This window comes from Desulfotomaculum sp. (assembly GCA_003513005.1).
Classification (GTDB): Bacteria; Bacillota; Desulfotomaculia; order Desulfotomaculales; family Nap2-2B; genus 46-80.
This window is the reverse complement of the sequence record DOTD01000055.1, coordinates 1-17,597: the sequence shown is the minus strand read 5'-3', so window position 1 is coordinate 17,597 and position 17,597 is coordinate 1. Positions and strand designations below refer to the sequence as shown.

Sequence of the window (17,597 nt, the reverse complement as noted above, 5' to 3'; positions counted from 1 at the left end):
ATTTCTTAGTTAAATGAGCTGATTTATTATTCGTTGATCCTGTAATTTAAGATATTATTTTACGCTTATTTTTGACAGGTCAGGTAGGGATAAAAAACTAAGATGCCGATGACCACCGAACAGACCGCTGCCAGTAAAACAGCCCCGGCGCTTATATCCTTGGCTGCCTTGGCTAGAGGATGATATTCCCGGCTGTGAAGATCAACAGCTAATTCTATGGCTGAGTTGATCATTTCGGCAACCAAGACCAGAAAGATAGCAAATAACAGGCAAATGAATTCTGATTTGCTTAAATGCAGAAGAGCGGCTAAAAATAAAACAAGCGCGGCGGCTGCAAAATGAATGCGCATGTTGCGCTGCGTGCGAATTGAATATAATATCCCCTCGGCAGCAATTTTGAAACCAAGCAGAAAACCGCCGTTTTTTTTAACTTCCTCCTGCATCCTTTGTTATTTTTGCCCTGCCTTTCTTCATGAGAAGAACAATGATATTTTCATTAAAGAGTAAAAATTTACTTTATTTTTTCGACAATATTATTCTTTTCCCTGCCAGATTCTAATTAAACCTTAATTAATTATGAACCCTAAAGAACTTCCAGAGTTGCAATATTATGGTTATCATATTGGGCTACGGCAGGACACAGAGAAAGCTGACGTACAATAAAGAAAGATTTATCAGCAGCGAAAAATAGAAGTAAAAAATGTTTTGTTTTGGCCGGTGTAATTAAAGATAATACTTACAGCTTTACAGGTTTTGACTTGTCCTTAACTCCTATTCCCGAACGCGTTGCATAATAAAAATCAGGCAGGGACAAATAAACTTTATCACCCATAACCACACCGCTGAAGCGGAACGGGCTGGTGTTAAAAATTATAACTTCTCCTTCCCTGATGTGAGGGAGTGTTTCAGCATCTTCCAACGACATCACAGCATAAAGTTCATTTGTTTTATAGATTATGGGATCTCCTTCAAAATCATACAGGCCTTCGATAATACTCAAGAAGTTTTTCACGATAAAACTCCCATTTTACTTTAGGCAGCCTACGGTTTCCCAATATATGAGGATGTTCTTTTCATAAAAGCACAGCAAATAAGCCATTACTTACTATGATTATATCGTGGGAATTACCACTGGATCAATAGCCGCGACGCTGACCGTAGACTTAAATATCAGGATTCGGCCATAGTGGGTCAGTCTTTTTCGTGGACGGCAGGATCAATTCGTTTAGAACGCTGTTTTCACTAAATTCGGCAGGATTAACGGTTCAATTACTGGCCGGGATAAAAAGAGGGCTTTAGAAGAATTGGAAGAACTTAACATGCACTGGAAAAATACCGCCAAATAATCTTTTTTAGTTTATCTTACTTTGACTTTTAAAGTTATCCAAATAAGCAGAAGGGAAAACCCTGCAAATCCCACCATCCAGGAAAGGCTGATGAATCTGTGCAGTAAAGAACTATACAGTCCGGCAAAACCGAAAATTATAAATATCATTGCTGAAATCCATTTGACAAAACGTTCCGGGATTCTTTTTCCGGCAACGACTCCTATATACACGCCGAGGGCGTCGGAAATTACCATTCCGGTTGTGGTTCCCAATAATGTTTCCAGCGGTGAGTGGTACTTGGCCGCCAGGGCAACAGTAGCCAACTGCGTCTTATCACCCATCTCGGCAATAAAAAAAGCGATGGCGACAGTTGCAACCGGCCCTAAAAATAATTCTCTTTTTTCCTCGCCGCTTAACGTATCCCCGCGCAGCGTCCACAAACCAAATAAAATAAAAGATCCGGCAGCAACAGCCTGTACAATGTCCATATTAAATGACGTCCCCAGGTAAGACCCCAGGGCGACAGCCAGCGCATGGTTAAGCAATGTAGCTATAAAAACGCCGAGCATGACGCTTCCGGCAGGAAAGCGGGTTGCAAAAGCCATTGCCAGCAATTGCGTCTTATCCCCCATTTCTGCCAGTACAACCATTGCGACTGATCCTAAAAAAACCAGCAATAGAGTTCTCCTTTCCCCTTTTCCGGGGCATTATACCCAATGCATGCTTATCCCTTGAATACAATAAATATAACCTTGAAAATATTTTTTTATTAAAAGGGGCTATTAATTAAAAAAAGACGCCGGGTACCGATATATATCCTTTGGAAGCTTATCTTTTTTAGTAAAACATGTCAAGGGACGCTTGCCGGGTTGATTAAACAGCAGGTCTACAGTATGATTCCCCGGGAAGGTTGTGAGGAATACCAGGTCATTGCCGGAAGCTCAGAAATTAAATTAACTGCACATGAGCACGCTTAGCAGTTGATCTCTCTAATGTACATGAATTTTCATCCTCTTGTTGGCGCCGCTGGCGGCATGTGGAACTTCTACGCAAGTCAAGAACCGTCCCCACTTGCTCCACTTGCTCTTGCTTCCCACTTGCTTAGAATTTTCTTGCTTAAAAGGCAGGGGACAAGCTATACTAAAACCAATATATGGCAGTATGTATCTGTGTTGAAGGAGAAACAGCCTTGAAAAAACGCGGAACAATAACCAGTTCTTTCGGATCTCCAGGCAGAAGAAGCCATGATTCCAAACCATTTTACAGCAGCAGGCTTTTTGAAGAAATCCGCGGGGCAAAAGGCGTCGCTTATATAGAAAATCCCGTCCCCGTTGAGAATCTAAACAGGATCTTCTGCAAAACCAGCGAGAATATGGAAGAAATCCCTGACTACAGCGTCCATCTGGCTGTAACCTCACCGCCCTACAACACGGGAAAAGATTACGACGAAGACCTGAATCTCAGTCAATACAGGAGCTTTCTGTTAAAAGTCTGGAAAGAAGTGTACAGGGTTCTGGTGCCTGGCGGAAGGATTTGTGTAAATATAGCCAACCTTGGCCGAAAACCATATATACCAATTCATGCGTTTGAGATCGAAGATATCCAGTCGGCAGGCTTTTTTATGCGCGGTGAAATTATCTGGAACAAGGCAGGCAGCGCAAGCCGTTCCACAGCCTGGGGGAGCTGGCTTTCCGCCGCCAACCCGACTTTGCGGGACGTTCACGAATATATCCTTGTCTTTTCAAAAGAAGTTTTTTCAAGAAAAGCCCCGGCGGAAAGAAAAAGCACCATCACCAGGGAACAGTTCCTTGAATATACAAAGAGCATCTGGACTTTTCCTGCCGAACAGGCAAAAAAAATAGGCCATCCGGCGCCTTTTCCGGTTGAACTGCCGTACAGGCTGATCCAGCTTTATACTTTCCAAAACGAAATAATCCTTGACCCCTTTATGGGCAGCGGGCAAACTGCAATCGCGGCCCTTAAAGCCCAAAGGAACTATATCGGGTATGAAACAGACAGCAGCTATGTTCAGCTTGCTTCAAAAAGAATCGGTGATTGGGCCTCGGCTCAGGAATAACTCCTGCCTCCCCTTTGGATAATCCCTCCCCCCAGAAGTGTATCTCCCAGATAAAAAACGGCTGCCTGACCCGGCGCGACCGATCGCTGGGGTTTGTCAAAACGGATTGCTATCGCACCATCCTGCAAAGGAGACATTAAAGCAGGCGAACCCTGCGCCTTATATCTGATTTGTACCTGAACCGCCATCGGTCCCTCCGGTTGATCAATGGAAACAAAATTATTCTCCATGGTTGTAAAACAGTCGGACAACAGCGCTTCCGGGGGACCAAGAACAACGGCATTGTGTTCAGGATCAATATCCACCACGTAAATTCTTTGGCCCATCGGCAGCCCAAGGCCGCGGCGCTGGCCGATTGTGTAGCAGGCAATGCCCTTGTGCCGCCCAATCTCCCTGCCCTGCAGATCAAGAAACTGTCCCGGCTCGATTAACTTACCCGCTTCCTCCTTTAAAAAATCGCGGTAGTCACTGGCAACAAAACAAATTTCCTGGCTTTCAGCTTTTTGCGCAACCGGCAATTTTTTTGCCAGGGCGATTTTACGCACTTCTTCCTTTGTCAGACGCCCCAGGGGAAGCAGCAGATGCCCTGCCTGCTCCTGTTTGATGCAGTATAAAACGTACGACTGATCCTTTTTTTTGTCGACAGCCCGGCTGAGTATATAGCAATTGCCAGTGCTGTCGAACTCAAGACGGGCATAATGTCCGGTTGCCAGATAGTCGAAACCAAGCGAAAGCGCATTCTTGAGCATGAGATCAAATTTGATATGCCTGTTGCAGGCGATGCAGGGATTGGGTGTCCTGCCGTTTAGATATTCGCGGCAGAAATAATCGATAACTTTTTCCTTAAACGGCTTTTCGAAATTCATCACATAATGCGGGATTCCAAGCATACCGGCTACCGAGCGGGCATCTTCAACAGTCTCCGGAGAACAGCAGCCCAGAGGTCCTCTATCCTCTGATAAAGGCCAACCGGCAAGCCTCATGGTTACCCCTGTGACGTCATAACCCTGCTCAACTAAAAGGGCGGCGGCAACAGAACTGTCCACACCGCCGCTCATCGCGACAAGAACTTTCAACTAAATACACCCACTAAGCTGACTTGCTTTTATAGTCCCGGATAGCGTCATGCAGCGCGTCTGCAGCAAGATTCGAGCAGTGCATTTTTTGCGGCGGGAGGCCGTCCAACTCTTCTGCAACGTCATTCCTGCTTATCTTCAAGGCTTCTTCAATCGTTTTCCCCTTGGCCATTTCTGTGACCATGCTGCTGGTAGCGATGGCTGCTCCGCAGCCGAAGGTCTTGAATTTTATGTCTGTAATAACATTGTCCTCAACTTTTATAAAAACTTTCATAATATCTCCGCATACAGGATTGCCTACATTGCCTATACCGGAAGCATCTTCTATCTCCCCTACGTTACGGGGGTTGGTAAAATGCTCCATAACCTTTTCTGAATACATGACGGTCACTTCCCTCTTAAAAAAATACTTCTAACCTTTACAGGACTGACTTATCCGGCAATCGGCGCAGCCGGCGTCTGTAACAAAGTCTTCTTCCTCGCTGAACGGCGATATAGATCTCAGCCTTTCCACAATCGGACCCATTGTTTCCAGGAAATAATCCACGTCTTCTTCAGTGTTGCCGCTGCCCAGAGTAAGGCGCAAAGAACCGTGAGCTATTTCATGCGGTATTCCCATGGCCAGTAAAACATGCGAAGGTTCGAGGGAACCCGATGTACAGGCGGAACCGCTTGACGCGGCTATGCCTTTCATGTCCAGGCTGAGCAGCATCGACTCGCCTTCGATATATTCAAAGCAGAAACTGACGTGATTGGGCAGGCGAATTGACGGATGGCCGGTTAATCTTACTTTTTTAAAACTGCTCATGACCCCGTCGATTAGTTTATCACGCAGGTCCAACATTTTTTTGTTCTCCTGCTCCATATCGTTAACTGCCAGTTCGGCTGCTTTTCCCAAACCGACAATGCCGGGTACGTTTTCCGTACCCGCCCGGCGAAGCTTTTCCTGCGCGCCGCCGTGAAACAACGTCTGCCTCAGGCGTGTTCCCTTTCTTATGTAAAGGGCGCCGATACCCTTGGGCCCGTATAGTTTGTGCCCGGAGATCGACAATAAATCAACACCCAGCTCGTCTACTGTAAAAGGAACTTTGCCGAAGCTTTGAACCGCATCCGTATGAAAAATAATTCCCTTTTGTTTGACAAGCTTGCCTATCTCCCTGATGGGCATGATCGTTCCAACCTCGTTGTTGGCGTGCATTATCGTGATCAGGATCGTTTTATCCGTTATGGACTCGGCAAGCTGATCAACGTCGACCATGCCGTAATGATCGACGGGCAGGATTGTGATTGTAAAACCCTGTTTTCCCAAAGCTTTGACTGTATTCAATACGGCGTGGTGTTCAACCGCGCTGGTAATAATATGGTTGCCCCTGTTCCTGTTGGTTTGAGCAACTCCCTGAATAGCCATGTTATCCGATTCTGTCCCTCCGCTGGTAAATATTATTTCGTTAGAATCGGCGGATATAGCCTCGGCAACTTTTTCCCGCGCCTCTTCGACAGCCCTGCGGGCAATTACTCCAAAATAGTGCTGGCTGGTTGGATTGCCAAAATTTTCACCTGTCAAAAACTTGTCCATTTCTTTGGCAACAAGGAGATTGACCGGTGTTGTGGCGCTGTGATCAAAATAAACTCGACGCATATTGTAAAACCTCCTTTTTAAGCAAAAAACTTTCTTCTATAGCTTTATTTTCTCCCTTTTGATACCATTTCACGCACGTCCCGCTTTTTGCTGCGAAAAAAGCGTCAAATTCAAACTTCCCATACGGTAGCCTTCAAGATCAAGAACGATATACGTATATCCGAACGCTTTGAACCCTGTAAGAACCTTCTCACGGCAAGAAATCAGTTTTTCTATCTCGGAGATCTGGATTTCAATCCGTGCAATTTCACCGTGATGCCTTACTCTGACCTGACTGAAACCAAGGGTATGCAGCAATTCCTCCGCCTGATCGATAATATCCAATATTTTCTTTGTTAGCGGGACGCCGTAAGGAATCCTTGAAGCAAGGCAGGCAGAGGAAGGTTTGTTCCAAAAGGAAAGTCCCGACTCTTTTGCGTATTTCCTGATTTCTTCTTTTGTAAAACCAGCCTCCACAAGAGGGCTCCTTATGCCCAGTTCTTTTAAAGCTCTGCTTCCGGGACGGTAATCTTTTTCATCATCCAGATTTGATCCGTCAATTACCCATCCGGCATTATTCTCTACGGCTATTTTTTTTAAAATGTCAAAAAGCTGCCGCTTGCAATAATAGCACCTGTCAGGCGGGTTGTTGGCAAGTTCCGGCTGGGAAAGCTGATCTACTTCGATGGCAAGAAACTTTGACCTTAAACCCCTCGTGAATTCTTCAGCAAATATATACTCGCTCTCCGGAAAGGTCGGCGCTTTGGCCGTTACAGCAAGTACTTTTTCTCCAAGTGCTTCGTTGGCCACATAAAGCAAAAAACTGCTGTCAACACCTCCTGAATATGCTAAAACAACGTTTTCCATACTGCCAAGAAGACCCTTGAGAAGCTGCATTTTTTCTGCCGCCGTTACATCATTCTTCACCTTTCCCTTGCATAATTTCATCTCTTTGTTATTTAGGTTATCCAACATAAGCACAAACGAAATTCCTTTTATCTAAGTATTTCCTTTTTAAAAGACAAAAACCTTCTGGGAGATCAATATTATTAGGTATAAATCTTTATTTCCTTTATTCCTTATCGTTTTGACTCTGGGACGGGCCGTTTTTCAAAAAATATACTCCTGTAGCCTCACCCAGGTTTCCAAGGTATTCCTCAATCCTGTTCTGCCTCTCGGAAAGAAGGTTGATTGCTTCCGAAACCGGATCAGGCAGTTTTCCATGTTCAAGATTGAATACCGGCTTACGCCCGTTAATTTCGACTACCCTTCCCGGGATGCCAACCACCGTGGCGCCGGAAGGCACCGGCTTGATCACCACCGACCCGGCCCCGATCTGGGCTCCGTCACCAACGGTTATCGGGCCGAGCACGGTTGAACCGGTCCCCAATACAACGCAACTGCCGATTGTAGGATGCCGTTTTCCTTTTTCCAAAGTTGTTCCTCCAAGTACAACCCCTTTATACATCAATACATCATCGCCTATTTCTGAAGTTTCCCCGATAACAACTCCCATCCCGTGATCAATAAAGAACCGCCGGCCTATTTTAGCGCCCGGATGAATTTCTATACCGGTTAAAAAACGGCTCAAGTGTGACAAGAAACGGGCTAAAAACCTGAAATTATTCCGCCAAAGAAAATTGGCCGCCCGGTACAGCCAAATCGCATGTAGACCTGGATAGCAGAAAATAACTTCCAGAATGGTCCTTGCAGCAGGATCGTTTGTAAAAACAGCTTTTATGTCTTCTTTTATAATACCGAACAAGATAATAAACACCCCATCTCGCCCTGATGCTGATTAGCCCATCCAAATAGAAGCATTAATAAATATAAGAAGGGCTATTCTATCTTATCGTCTATTATGGTTTAAGGCGCCGGATTCAGCTCAAATTTATGCCCATTACCTTTGCTTCTGCTTTTCAACAAGATCCTGCAGGGTAATATCTAAAATTTCATTCATCGCTCTCTTCATTTCATCCCAGAGGTCCCTGGTTACACAAAATTCCGAACGCGGACAAATCTTCGGATCGTCCACACACTCCACGGGCGCTATAGACCCTTCAAGTATTTCAACTACCTCATTGAGCCGGATCTCCTCAGGGCGCTTCCGCAATGAAATACCTCCACGGGATCCCCGTGTACTTCTGACTATCCCTTTAGTTATTAAAGGAGTAATCAGGTGCTCCAGATAGGGAAGAGAAATTTCTTGCCTTTGAGCAATATCTTTTAACAAAACACGTTCCTTATCATCGTTTAAGGCCAGATCCAAAAGCGCCCTGATCCCGTAACGAGCTCTCGTGGAGATTTTCATAATCCGCCTCCCTGTCCTAATGTTGAGTGATATAATCTACAATATATACATTAAATAATGCCGCTATCCTTGTCAAGATGCCAGTGAAAGATATTTATCAGATTCTCTTATTTGTTATTGAACTTAATTTCCAAAAATGATACATTATTATTTGTTAACTAATATGCTTAGGTAGGTTGACAATAAGAGGACAACGGAGGGTTTTTAAAGATGGGTTTAGCATTGGAACAGATCAGAAAAAAGGTGCTTTCGGGAGACAACCTGCTAAAAGAGGAAGCATTGGAGCTTACCGGATGGCCTTTAGAAAAATTAGATAAATTACTGGAAATGTCAAAGGAAATCAGGGAGCATTTCTGGGAAAAAGAGGTTAGCCTTTGTTCAATAATTAATGCTCGCTCGGGCCTATGCGGGGAGGACTGTATCTTTTGCGCCCAGTCATCCCATCATAATACCGATATAGAAAGATATCCGCTGATCAGTCCTGAAAAGGCATTTGAAAAGGCTTTTCAAATGGAGGCAGCCGGGGTAAGACATTTTTCCCTGGTTACCAGCGGCGGGAATGTTACCGGAAAAGATTTTAATAAGATCCTTGAAATCTACAGGGTTTTGCGGGAACGAACCGGTCTTGAACTTCACGCTTCCCTAGGTATGCTTAATGAAGAAAAAGCCCGGCAGTTAAAAGAAGCAGGTATAACAACTTATCATCATAACCTGGAAACAGGACGTAATTATTTTAAAAATATTTGCACCACCCATTCATTTGATGACAGAATAGCAACTATTTTGGTAGCCAGGTCGGCCGGATTGGAGATATGTTCCGGCGGTATAATAGGTATGGGTGAAACCATGAAGGACAGATTGGAAATGGTTCTTGAACTGAGGGAATTGGATGTAAAATCTATCCCGGTAAACATTTTAAATCCTATTCCCGGCACACCTCTCGAAAATCAGGAACGCCTGCAGCCGGAAGAAATTCTAAAAACGGCCGCTATCTTCCGTTTAATTCACCCCCGGGCTACTTTCCGTTTGTGCAGCGGCAGGGAAAACGCCCTCAAAGACAAGCAAGCTATTGCTTTAAGCACGTCGTTTAACGGTATGATGGTCGGGGGTTATCTTACACTGCCCGGCGAAGAAATGGAAAAAGATCTGGAGATGTTATCGAAGGCAGGCTTGAAGGGCAGTTAAAAATCAGGTCAGGACCCCCCATGCTGCTAAAGCAGCGCCAGCTTAAAGGATAAAAAATTCATCAACAAAGGGGGGGGTCAATGCCTTAAGTGCGATTTTTAGGCTTCATTCAAAGAACGGGTGAAGAACCCGAGGTTACGCGAGGGAATTGTTTGAGGCGCGTTAGCGCCGAGTTTTGACCGAGCCTGAGGGTGAACGAGTTCGTACAAGTATAAGAGGCGAACATGAGCACGTAGGCAGTTGGCCTCCCTTATGCAAGATTATTTTCAGGATAGCTCAAATTAATTAAAAAGATATTCAGCATAATGCTTAAAGACTCAGGGCGATTTTTTTAAAAGCTTCAAGAGTAAAGTCTATTTCATCTGTAGTGTTGAAGTAACCTGGACTAAGACGTATTGTACCGGCAGGAAAGGTTCCAAAAGTTTTGTGCGCTGTTGGCGCACAGTGAAGGCCTGCCCTTGCTTTTATATCAAAAGCCTGATCCAAAATAGCGCACGCTTCCCCCGGTTCGAAACCTTTAAGATTAAAAGAGAGTTTTTTTCTATCTCCCAGGGAGTCAGCACACCATCCTCAGCAGACGGTTTTATTTTCGTAACTTTGACCCCTTGATTAATCCCGCCGTTTCGCAGGTAAATATTCTCCCCGAACCGGGAATCTTCGGATAAACGCAGCGAAAGCAGGGCGTCTTTCCGGGTATAATATTCATGCACATCCCGTATGAAGAAATTACGCCCCCATATACCCAGGGAATTTTATGCTTTAAAGCAACATCGTTGATGAGAAAGCGAGTTTCATAATTGTCCAGTCCGTCCAAAATCATGTCTGCTCCCTGAACAAGCTTCTCAATATTCGATACGTTTACATCTGAAACTACTCCCTCAACTTCAACTGACGAGTTTATCTTTTTTAGGCGTCGCTGTGCCGCGATGGCCTTCGGCAGATGGTTACTTATATCGTCTTCATTAAAAAGAATCTGGCGGTGCAAATTATGATATTCAATAAAGTCTCTGTCGATAATCTTCAATTTGCCCACCCCGGCGCGGGTAAGAGCTGTGGCGGCAATAGAACCCAGCGCGCCACAGCCGATAATAACCACTGTACTGTCCAGTAATTTCTTCTGCCCTTTTTGCCTATGCCGGGGAAACTGATTTGTCTTGAGTATCTGCCGAACAACGTATACTCTCCCCTTACTTTTTACCCTTGACTGGCTTTCAGGCCCTGATCCAGATCGTCAATAATATCCCGGATATCTTCAATGCCTACTGATAGTCTGACCAAATCATCGGTTACACCTGTGCTGATCTGCTCTTCCGGGGTAAGCTGGCTGTGAGTAGTGGTAGCCGGGTGAATGACAAGCGATTTGGCGTCACCGACATTGGCCAGCAGAGAGAACAGTTTAAGGTTATCCATAAGTTTGCGGCCGGCTTCTTTTCCTCCCCTGATGCCGAAGGCCAGGATCGCCCCAAAACCGTTTTGCAGATATTTCTTCGCCTTGGCATGGGAAGGATGATTGGGCAGACCGGTATAATTTACCCAGGTTACGGCCGGGTTTTCTTCCAGGAAACGGGCGACTGCCAGAGCGTTGTCGCAGTGCTTTTGTACTCTTAAATGCAAGGTTTCCAAACCCTGCAGGAATAAGAAGGCATTAAACGGGCTTAAGCAGGCGCCGATATCTCTCAGCAGCTGAAGCCGGACTTTAAGGATATAGGCTAAACCGCCGAATGCTTCGCTGTAGACTATCCCGTTGTAACTGGGATCAGGTGTTGTGAAATCCGGAAAATTGCCGTTTGCCCAGTTGAATTTTCCTGAATCTACAATCACTCCGCCGATAGAAGTGCCGTGACCGCCGATAAACTTTGTCGCCGAGTGAACGACAACATCTACACCGTACTCGATAGGACGGCACAAGTAGGGTGTTGGCAAAGTGTTATCAACTATAACAGGGATTCCCGCTTCGTGCGCGATTGCCGCGATTGCCTCGAAATCGGGAACGTCCAGCTTCGGGTTGCCGAGATTTTCCATATAGATTGCCTTTGTTTTAGGTGTGATGGCCTCCCGGAAGTTTTCCGGAACTTGCGGATCAACAAATGTAACCTTGATTCCAAACTTGGGGAAGGTCTGTGAAAAAAGATTGTAGGTGCCGCCATAAAGGCTGTTCGCGGAAACAATCTCATCACCGGTGCGGGCAATGTTTAAAATGGAATATGTTATGGCAGCCTGACCCGATGCCGTGACCAGAGCCGCCGCCCCGCCTTCCAATGCGGCAATTCTTTGTTCCATAATATCCCAGGTGGGATTCATCATCCTGGTGTAGATATTGCCGAATTCTTTTAGTCCAAACAGGTTCGCCGCATGGTCGGCGTTGTTGAAAACATAAGAAGTGGTCTGATAGATAGGCACTGCTCTGGCATTGGTAGTCGGGTCAACCCGCTGACCGGCATGGACAGCCAGTGTATCAAAGCTTAATTTCTTTTCAGTCATTTTTTGTCCTCCTGTATTTTTTGGGTAAGTAAGATCCTGAAAATAATCTTTTCATAATAATTATTAAGTGGACCTAGTTGGCACGGTATTGTCACCGCTCACTCCGATGCTCCGCACCGACAGCAGCGCGGCTTGCTTCGGACCGGACTAGCGGCGCTGCAAAGGCGGCATGCAAATTTACAAAAAAGACCATCCTTTAAAAATTGGACTTCACTTGAGCTTTTTCAAGAAGCATTAAGTTTGCCGCTGGTTTCGCACCGCAGTCCGGTTACCCTCGCTTCGCCGGCTACTGTTACCGGGGCTTAAGCAAGTCGTTCGCTGTTAACAATACCATGCCCTTTGGACGGCTTTACTGAATACGCACCTTTTTATCATCTGACGGCGGTGTGTGCTCATGCTCGCCTAGCTCAAAATCGCACTTGAGGCATTGCTGCCGCGCACATCTTTGTCTTGCTGCCTCCCTCCATTCCCTTCGGCCTGCCCTAAAAAAGGTTATTTTGCGTGAAACTACACTGAAGACACGACAAACAGAACTTCTTCGGCGCGAGTATCGTCCTCTTCCCGAAAGTGGGTTGCTTTACCGTCAATCGTCGATAATCCTTGAATTACCCGTACATTATTTGCCCCGACCCAATCAAGAAAGTTTCTTACCGTAAAAAGATGAATATTCGGCGTGTCGTACCATTGGTAAGGAAGCACCGGTGTAATCGGCATCCGGCCCGTCGAAGCGAGATATTCGACTACAAGCCGATGCCCGAAGTTCGGAAAACTGACGATGCCTGCGCCTCCTACACGCAGCATTTCATTAAGTACAAAGATTGGTTTATTAACCACTTGAAGCGTCTTTTCAAGCACAACAAAATCAAAATACTTATCCGGAAAACCGGTAATGCCCTCATCCAAATCCAGATTAACAACAGGAACCTCCCTGGCAATAGACTGGGCAACCTGATCAATGTCTTTCTCTATGCCAAGTCCCAACACAAGCTTATTTTTAATCAGCCTGGCCAGCAGCTCTCCATTCCCGCAGCCCAAGTCAAGCACGGTAGCCCTTTCGGGAATAATTTCATAAATTACGTCATGGTCCCACCGGTTTTTTTTAAGCATTTTCATTCCGGGCCCCCTTCAAGAAAGCTCTTCACTACGTAAGACAACCTGTCTACTTCAAGCAGAAAAGCATCATGACCATATGACGAGGGAATGTTAACGTAACTTACATGTTTTCTGTTGCGGGACATGGCCAGGGCCAGTTCTTTCATATGTTCCGGCGGGTAAAGCCAGTCGGATGAAAATGATACCAATAGTGTTCTGCACTGAATGCTCTGACACGCCTTATCGAGATTCCCGTCTCCCCGCAAGGATGCGTCATAGTAATCCGCAGCCCTAGTGATAAACAAATAACTGTTTGCGTCAAATCTTTCTACGAACGACTCTGATTGGTGCAGCAGATAGCCCTCTACTTCGAAATCCACACCAAGATGATATCCCGGTCCATCACCGTTGCAAAACTTGCGGCCGAATTTATTCTGCATGGAAATTTCTGATAGATATGTAATATGACCCAACATCCGTGCAACCGAAAGCCCCCTGTCAGGAGTGGAACCGCCATAATAGTTACCTGAATGAAAATTGGGATCGGTTCTGATAGCGTATCTGGCAATAACATTAAAGGATAGTCCCTGGTCGCTCAAACGGGCTGATGAAGCAATAATTAACGCCCTTTCAACCCGGTCGGGATAAGCCAGCGCCCACTCCAGCGCCTGCTGGCCGCCAATAGATCCCCCGGCCACAGCATACAAACGTTTAATTCCAAGGTAAGTAACCAGCCGTTCCTGAAGCCTCACCCAGTCCCCTACAGTTACTACAGGAAAACCTAATCCATAAGGCCGGCCGGCGCCGGGATCAATAGATGCGGGACCCGTTGTGCCGTAGCAGCTTCCCAGAATATTGGAGCAGATTATAAAATATTTTTTCGTGTCGAAAGCCTTCCCGGGACCCACCATATCATCCCACCAGCCAGGGCGGTTCTTTAGCCAGGGACGCCCCAACTCATCTGCATTTTTAGTCCAGCCGGCGACATGGGCATCCCCCGACAGGGCGTGAAAGACAAGAATAGCGTTATCCTTTGCCTCGTTTAACTCACCGTATACTTCATATTCAACATATACGGGAGCGATTGTTTTCCCGCAATCAAGCGGGAGGGGATTTTCTTCGTCAGCGAGCAAGACAATGCGGGAAACAACCCATCCTGCAGATCGCGAAGAGTCCGGCCTTGAATATTTAGCTGATTTTTCAGTTAGCAGGTTAAGCGGATCACTCATTTTTTACACCTCGAGATAATAGTCATTGCCCAAAAAGAGAACCTCTTCCAAAGATAAGAAGAGGCTCTTATTATTTCCTCTTATCTTTCCGGTGTTCCGGCAGGAATTAGCACCTTCCAAGCAAAAGCTTTCAGGTTGCTGAAGGTTCATCGGGCCAATCCCTCCCCTTCTCTGGATAAGATAGTATTATTATTATTTATATATTATTAATTAATATAATAGATGTTATAGTATTTTGTCAACAACATTTTTTCACTAAGGCATTATTTCTTTGAACCCGCGCCAATCCTGCATTTATTCCCGGAACATGACTTCCAAGAAAGCAATTAGCTTGCTGAACAGGATAAAATTTTGAAATATTTTTTGACAGAACCAAGTTTACAGGATAGAATAGCTAGAAATACAATTGGATATATATACAATTATTTTTGTAGGAATATCTTCGAGCGAGGTGTTCATACTTGAGGTTCTCCACACGAACCAGGTACGGGCTGAGAGCTATGGTAGATCTGGCGCTGCATTACAATCCGAATGCAACCACACCACTTGCACAAGTAGCGGAGAGGCAAGGAATATCTGAAGGATACTTGGAACAGGTAATGACCGATCTTCGCAAAGGAGGACTTGTGCGCAGCGTCAGGGGATCACAGGGCGGCTACCTTCTTGAACGGAAACCGTTTCAAATAACAGTAGGCGAGATAATAAGGTGTCTGGATGGCCCTCTTGGTCCAACCGGCTGCGTAAAAGAAGAAAATCCCGAGTCATGCGATCGCTTTGATACATGTGTCACGCGGATATTATGGGAAAGAATCAGAGAATCGGTAGCATCAGTAATAGACAACACTACACTGGAAGACCTCTGCAAAGAAGCCGAAAAGATCAGATTGGCGGGAGAAGCCAATATGTATTGCATTTGAGCCTGCTTTTAAATCACCCCTCCTCATCTTGCTTCTTGCCCATTTTTCTAAAAAGATATTGACAGGAAAATTTTGTTCGTCTAATATGATAGTATGATAATTGGATTTATAATATAATTAATCTATTGATATTAGGTCATTATCTTAAGGTAAAAATAAAAAAGGAGTGGGAAAATGTCCAGAATAGCAAACAGTCTCACTGAATTAATCGGTAAAACACCATTGCTGCGCCTTGGCCGGATATCGGAAGGAGCCAAAGCTGATTTGGTGGTAAAGCTGGAATCTTTTAACCCGGCCGGAAGTGTAAAAGACCGCATCGGATTTAATATGATCCGCCGGGCTGAGGAACAGGGATTGCTGCAGCCCAGCTCAGTTATTATCGAGCCGACCAGCGGCAACACAGGAATAGCTCTTGCTTTTGTCGCCGCCAGCCGCGGCTACCGCCTGATTCTGACCATGCCTGAAACCATGAGCATCGAGCGCCGGAACCTGTTAAAAGCATACGGAGCCGAACTTGTGCTCACACCGGGAGCTCAGGGAATGAAGGGGGCGGTACAGAAAGCTGAGGAACTGGCTAGGGAAATACCCAATTCGTTCGTTCCACAGCAGTTTGAAAACCCGTCCAACCCAGAGATCCACCGGCTGACAACCGCAGAGGAGATCTGGGAAGACACCGGCGGACAGGTAGACATTGTTGTCGGTGGTGTGGGTACAGGCGGCACTATTACCGGCATCGCCCAGGTAATCAAGCCCCGCAAACCCCAATTTAAGGCAATTGCAGTCGAACCTTCCGATTCTCCGGTTCTATCCGGAGGGCAACCGGGTCCACACAAGATCCAGGGGATTGGCGCCGGGTTTATTCCCGGTGTGTTAGACCTGACTCTGGTGGATGAAATTATCAGGGTAAGCAACCAGGATGCCTTTGATACGGGACGCCGTCTGGCCAGGGAAGAAGGACTATTGGTCGGGATATCCTCGGGCGCGGCAGCTTTCGCAGCCCTGGAGGCAGCCCGCCGGGATGAAAATCAGGGCAAGCTTATCGTAGCCATCCTTCCCGATACCGGGGAGCGATACCTGAGCACGCCAATGTTTCAAGAAGAATAGGACCCCAGAAAGTCAAAAGAATTGTATTTATCCGGCCATAAATGTAAAAAAAATGGGCATATCACCCATTTGAAAAAAATATATCTGATAAGTATAATAAAAAAAACACTAATTACATAGTGGAGATATTTCAATCGTCAATCCCTTGATTAACGCCAAATTGGTCTCTATAACGAAGAAGTTTTGGATTTTGAAATGCCAAATTCACCAATTTATCAACTTTTTCAAGAGGTTTAGACGGCGGATTCTTCGCAAATGCAAACAGATTAAGAAAATCTTGTAACCTGTCGCGGTTAAATCCTGAATGAGCGTTGAGAAACTTTTTCAGCCTGTCGAGGAAGTCGTTTATAGGGTCGAGCGGATTGTCAGAGTCCTTTAGCCCTTTCATGTCTTTTGCCGAGTATTCTTGGCTTTTGAGATTTAACGCAGAAATAAGTTTCTTGTGTGCTACTTCCTTATCGTGTACCAGTGTTGAGCCGGGCGCAATATGGGTTGAGAAAGCCTGAAAACTCTTTCGTTGAGACGGTTTGCCAAAGCCTTCTACAAAGCAAACAACGTTTTGCTTGTCTGTAGCAGCACCAATACAGATTTGATTGTGCGATAAACCGCGATATTTAGTACCGTCCTCTTTGCGATCAATCTGCGAACTGATTACAGGATAATAGGTCTCATCAAGCCAAATAGTTCCGGAAAGAATAATTCCTTGTTGATAGTCGTTCAACGTTAAAAAGAGCTTGTTTAACCAGTATCTCGATGTAGAAAAGGCGTTCTTGTTGTTCCAAGAATCTGCATTTATGCTCAAATACCTGAACAAGTTCAAGCAATACTCCATCCACTCACTGACAGATATTTTGCGTCCGTCAAAAATAGTGTGAGTAGTTGGCAGAAATGTTTGACCGCACGAACAAATATATCGCTGGATGCTATTGGCAGTAAGTCCACGTTTACTAAACTGCTCAGAGCCACAGTGCGGGCAATTTGTCGGAACAAATGAATTGACCATCGCGGCTTCGCCGGATTCACTAAGTTTGGTATGTCGTGCCGCATAATGTTCCTTGTAATGTGCTTGCAGAAATTCTTGCGTTGCCGTCAATTCCTTCACCCCATCCCACGGCGTTTTGCGCCGTGATTCACTATGACTTTTGACGACCATTTGCTCACTCTCCATTATAACAGAAT

At 45.5% G+C, this 17,597-nt stretch carries 18 protein-coding genes, 1 pseudogene and 1 riboswitch; of the genes and pseudogenes, 4 read left to right on the top strand and 15 right to left on the bottom strand.

Annotated elements, in window-relative coordinates:
- Positions 1–65: 65 nt before the first annotated feature.
- The 3 genes from DEH07_06870 to DEH07_06860 form a co-directional block, all read right to left on the bottom strand.
- A complete protein-coding gene (locus DEH07_06870) occupies positions 66–443 on the bottom strand; it encodes a diacylglycerol kinase (protein HBY04254.1) in 378 nt (125 codons plus the stop codon).
- Positions 444–736: 293 nt separating this feature from the next.
- The gene (locus DEH07_06865) at positions 737–1,012 is read right to left on the bottom strand and encodes a hypothetical protein (GenBank protein HBY04253.1); all 276 of its coding nucleotides are present in this window, start codon (positions 1,010–1,012) and stop codon (positions 737–739) included.
- A gap of 345 nt (positions 1,013–1,357) precedes the next feature.
- Entirely contained in the window at positions 1,358–1,978 is a 621-nt protein-coding gene (locus DEH07_06860; GenBank protein HBY04252.1) for a UPF0016 domain-containing protein, read from the bottom strand.
- A 503-nt stretch (positions 1,979–2,481) separates the two neighbouring features.
- Between DEH07_06860 and DEH07_06855 the strand changes: the two genes are divergently transcribed.
- Positions 2,482–3,405, top strand: a complete 924-nt coding sequence (locus tag DEH07_06855; protein ID HBY04251.1) for an SAM-dependent methyltransferase — start codon at positions 2,482–2,484, stop codon at positions 3,403–3,405.
- Here DEH07_06855 and DEH07_06850 read toward each other — a convergent pair.
- From DEH07_06850 to DEH07_06825, 6 genes are all read right to left on the bottom strand, one after another.
- Positions 3,396–4,463: a tRNA 2-thiouridine(34) synthase MnmA gene (locus tag DEH07_06850; GenBank protein HBY04250.1), complete on the bottom strand. Its 1,068-nt coding sequence runs from the start codon at positions 4,461–4,463 to the stop codon at positions 3,396–3,398. The genes DEH07_06855 and DEH07_06850 overlap by 10 nt on opposite strands.
- A gap of 31 nt (positions 4,464–4,494) precedes the next feature.
- A complete protein-coding gene (gene nifU / locus DEH07_06845; protein HBY04249.1) occupies positions 4,495–4,863 on the bottom strand; it encodes a Fe-S cluster assembly scaffold protein NifU in 369 nt (122 codons plus the stop codon).
- A gap of 30 nt (positions 4,864–4,893) precedes the next feature.
- Positions 4,894–6,120: a cysteine desulfurase NifS gene (gene nifS, locus DEH07_06840; GenBank protein ID HBY04248.1), complete on the bottom strand. Its 1,227-nt coding sequence runs from the start codon at positions 6,118–6,120 to the stop codon at positions 4,894–4,896.
- Between the two features lie 69 nt (positions 6,121–6,189).
- Positions 6,190–7,047 (bottom strand): ATP-dependent sacrificial sulfur transferase LarE, encoded by an 858-nt coding sequence (gene larE, locus DEH07_06835; protein HBY04247.1) that lies wholly within the window; start codon positions 7,045–7,047, stop codon positions 6,190–6,192.
- 124 nt (positions 7,048–7,171) lie between these two features.
- Entirely contained in the window at positions 7,172–7,852 is a 681-nt protein-coding gene (gene cysE / locus DEH07_06830; GenBank protein ID HBY04246.1) for a serine O-acetyltransferase, read from the bottom strand.
- Positions 7,853–7,999: 147 nt separating this feature from the next.
- Positions 8,000–8,413 (bottom strand): hypothetical protein, encoded by a 414-nt coding sequence (locus DEH07_06825; GenBank protein ID HBY04245.1) that lies wholly within the window; start codon positions 8,411–8,413, stop codon positions 8,000–8,002.
- Between the two features lie 207 nt (positions 8,414–8,620).
- Between DEH07_06825 and bioB the strand changes: the two genes are divergently transcribed.
- Positions 8,621–9,595, top strand: a complete 975-nt coding sequence (gene bioB, locus DEH07_06820) for a biotin synthase BioB (protein ID HBY04244.1) — start codon at positions 8,621–8,623, stop codon at positions 9,593–9,595.
- A 309-nt stretch (positions 9,596–9,904) separates the two neighbouring features.
- Here bioB and DEH07_06815 read toward each other — a convergent pair whose 3' ends face one another.
- From DEH07_06815 to DEH07_06795, 5 genes and pseudogenes are all read right to left on the bottom strand, one after another.
- Entirely contained in the window at positions 9,905–10,147 is a 243-nt protein-coding gene (locus DEH07_06815) for a hypothetical protein (protein ID HBY04243.1), read from the bottom strand.
- A gap of 31 nt (positions 10,148–10,178) precedes the next feature.
- Positions 10,179–10,768: pseudogene (locus DEH07_06810) on the bottom strand (hypothetical protein).
- A gap of 21 nt (positions 10,769–10,789) precedes the next feature.
- Positions 10,790–12,076: a homocysteine synthase gene (locus DEH07_06805; protein HBY04242.1), complete on the bottom strand. Its 1,287-nt coding sequence runs from the start codon at positions 12,074–12,076 to the stop codon at positions 10,790–10,792.
- Positions 12,077–12,583: 507 nt separating this feature from the next.
- Entirely contained in the window at positions 12,584–13,189 is a 606-nt protein-coding gene (metW, locus tag DEH07_06800; GenBank protein HBY04241.1) for a methionine biosynthesis protein MetW, read from the bottom strand.
- Positions 13,186–14,397, bottom strand: a complete 1,212-nt coding sequence (locus DEH07_06795) for a homoserine O-acetyltransferase (protein ID HBY04240.1) — start codon at positions 14,395–14,397, stop codon at positions 13,186–13,188. Before DEH07_06795 ends, metW begins: the two co-directional genes overlap by 4 nt.
- Positions 14,398–14,474: 77 nt before the next feature.
- Positions 14,475–14,579: riboswitch (SAM riboswitch) on the bottom strand.
- A 279-nt stretch (positions 14,580–14,858) separates the two neighbouring features.
- On the opposite strand from DEH07_06795, the gene DEH07_06790 reads away from it, so the two are divergent.
- Both DEH07_06790 and cysK read left to right on the top strand, forming a co-directional pair.
- Complete coding sequence (locus DEH07_06790; GenBank protein HBY04239.1) at positions 14,859–15,314, top strand: Rrf2 family transcriptional regulator; 456 nt, start codon at positions 14,859–14,861, stop codon at positions 15,312–15,314.
- Positions 15,315–15,488: 174 nt separating this feature from the next.
- Entirely contained in the window at positions 15,489–16,418 is a 930-nt protein-coding gene (gene cysK / locus DEH07_06785; GenBank protein ID HBY04238.1) for a cysteine synthase A, read from the top strand.
- A gap of 130 nt (positions 16,419–16,548) precedes the next feature.
- Here cysK and DEH07_06780 read toward each other — a convergent pair.
- A partial coding sequence (locus DEH07_06780) for a hypothetical protein (GenBank protein HBY04237.1) occupies positions 16,549–17,597 on the bottom strand: 1,049 nt, incomplete at its 5' end.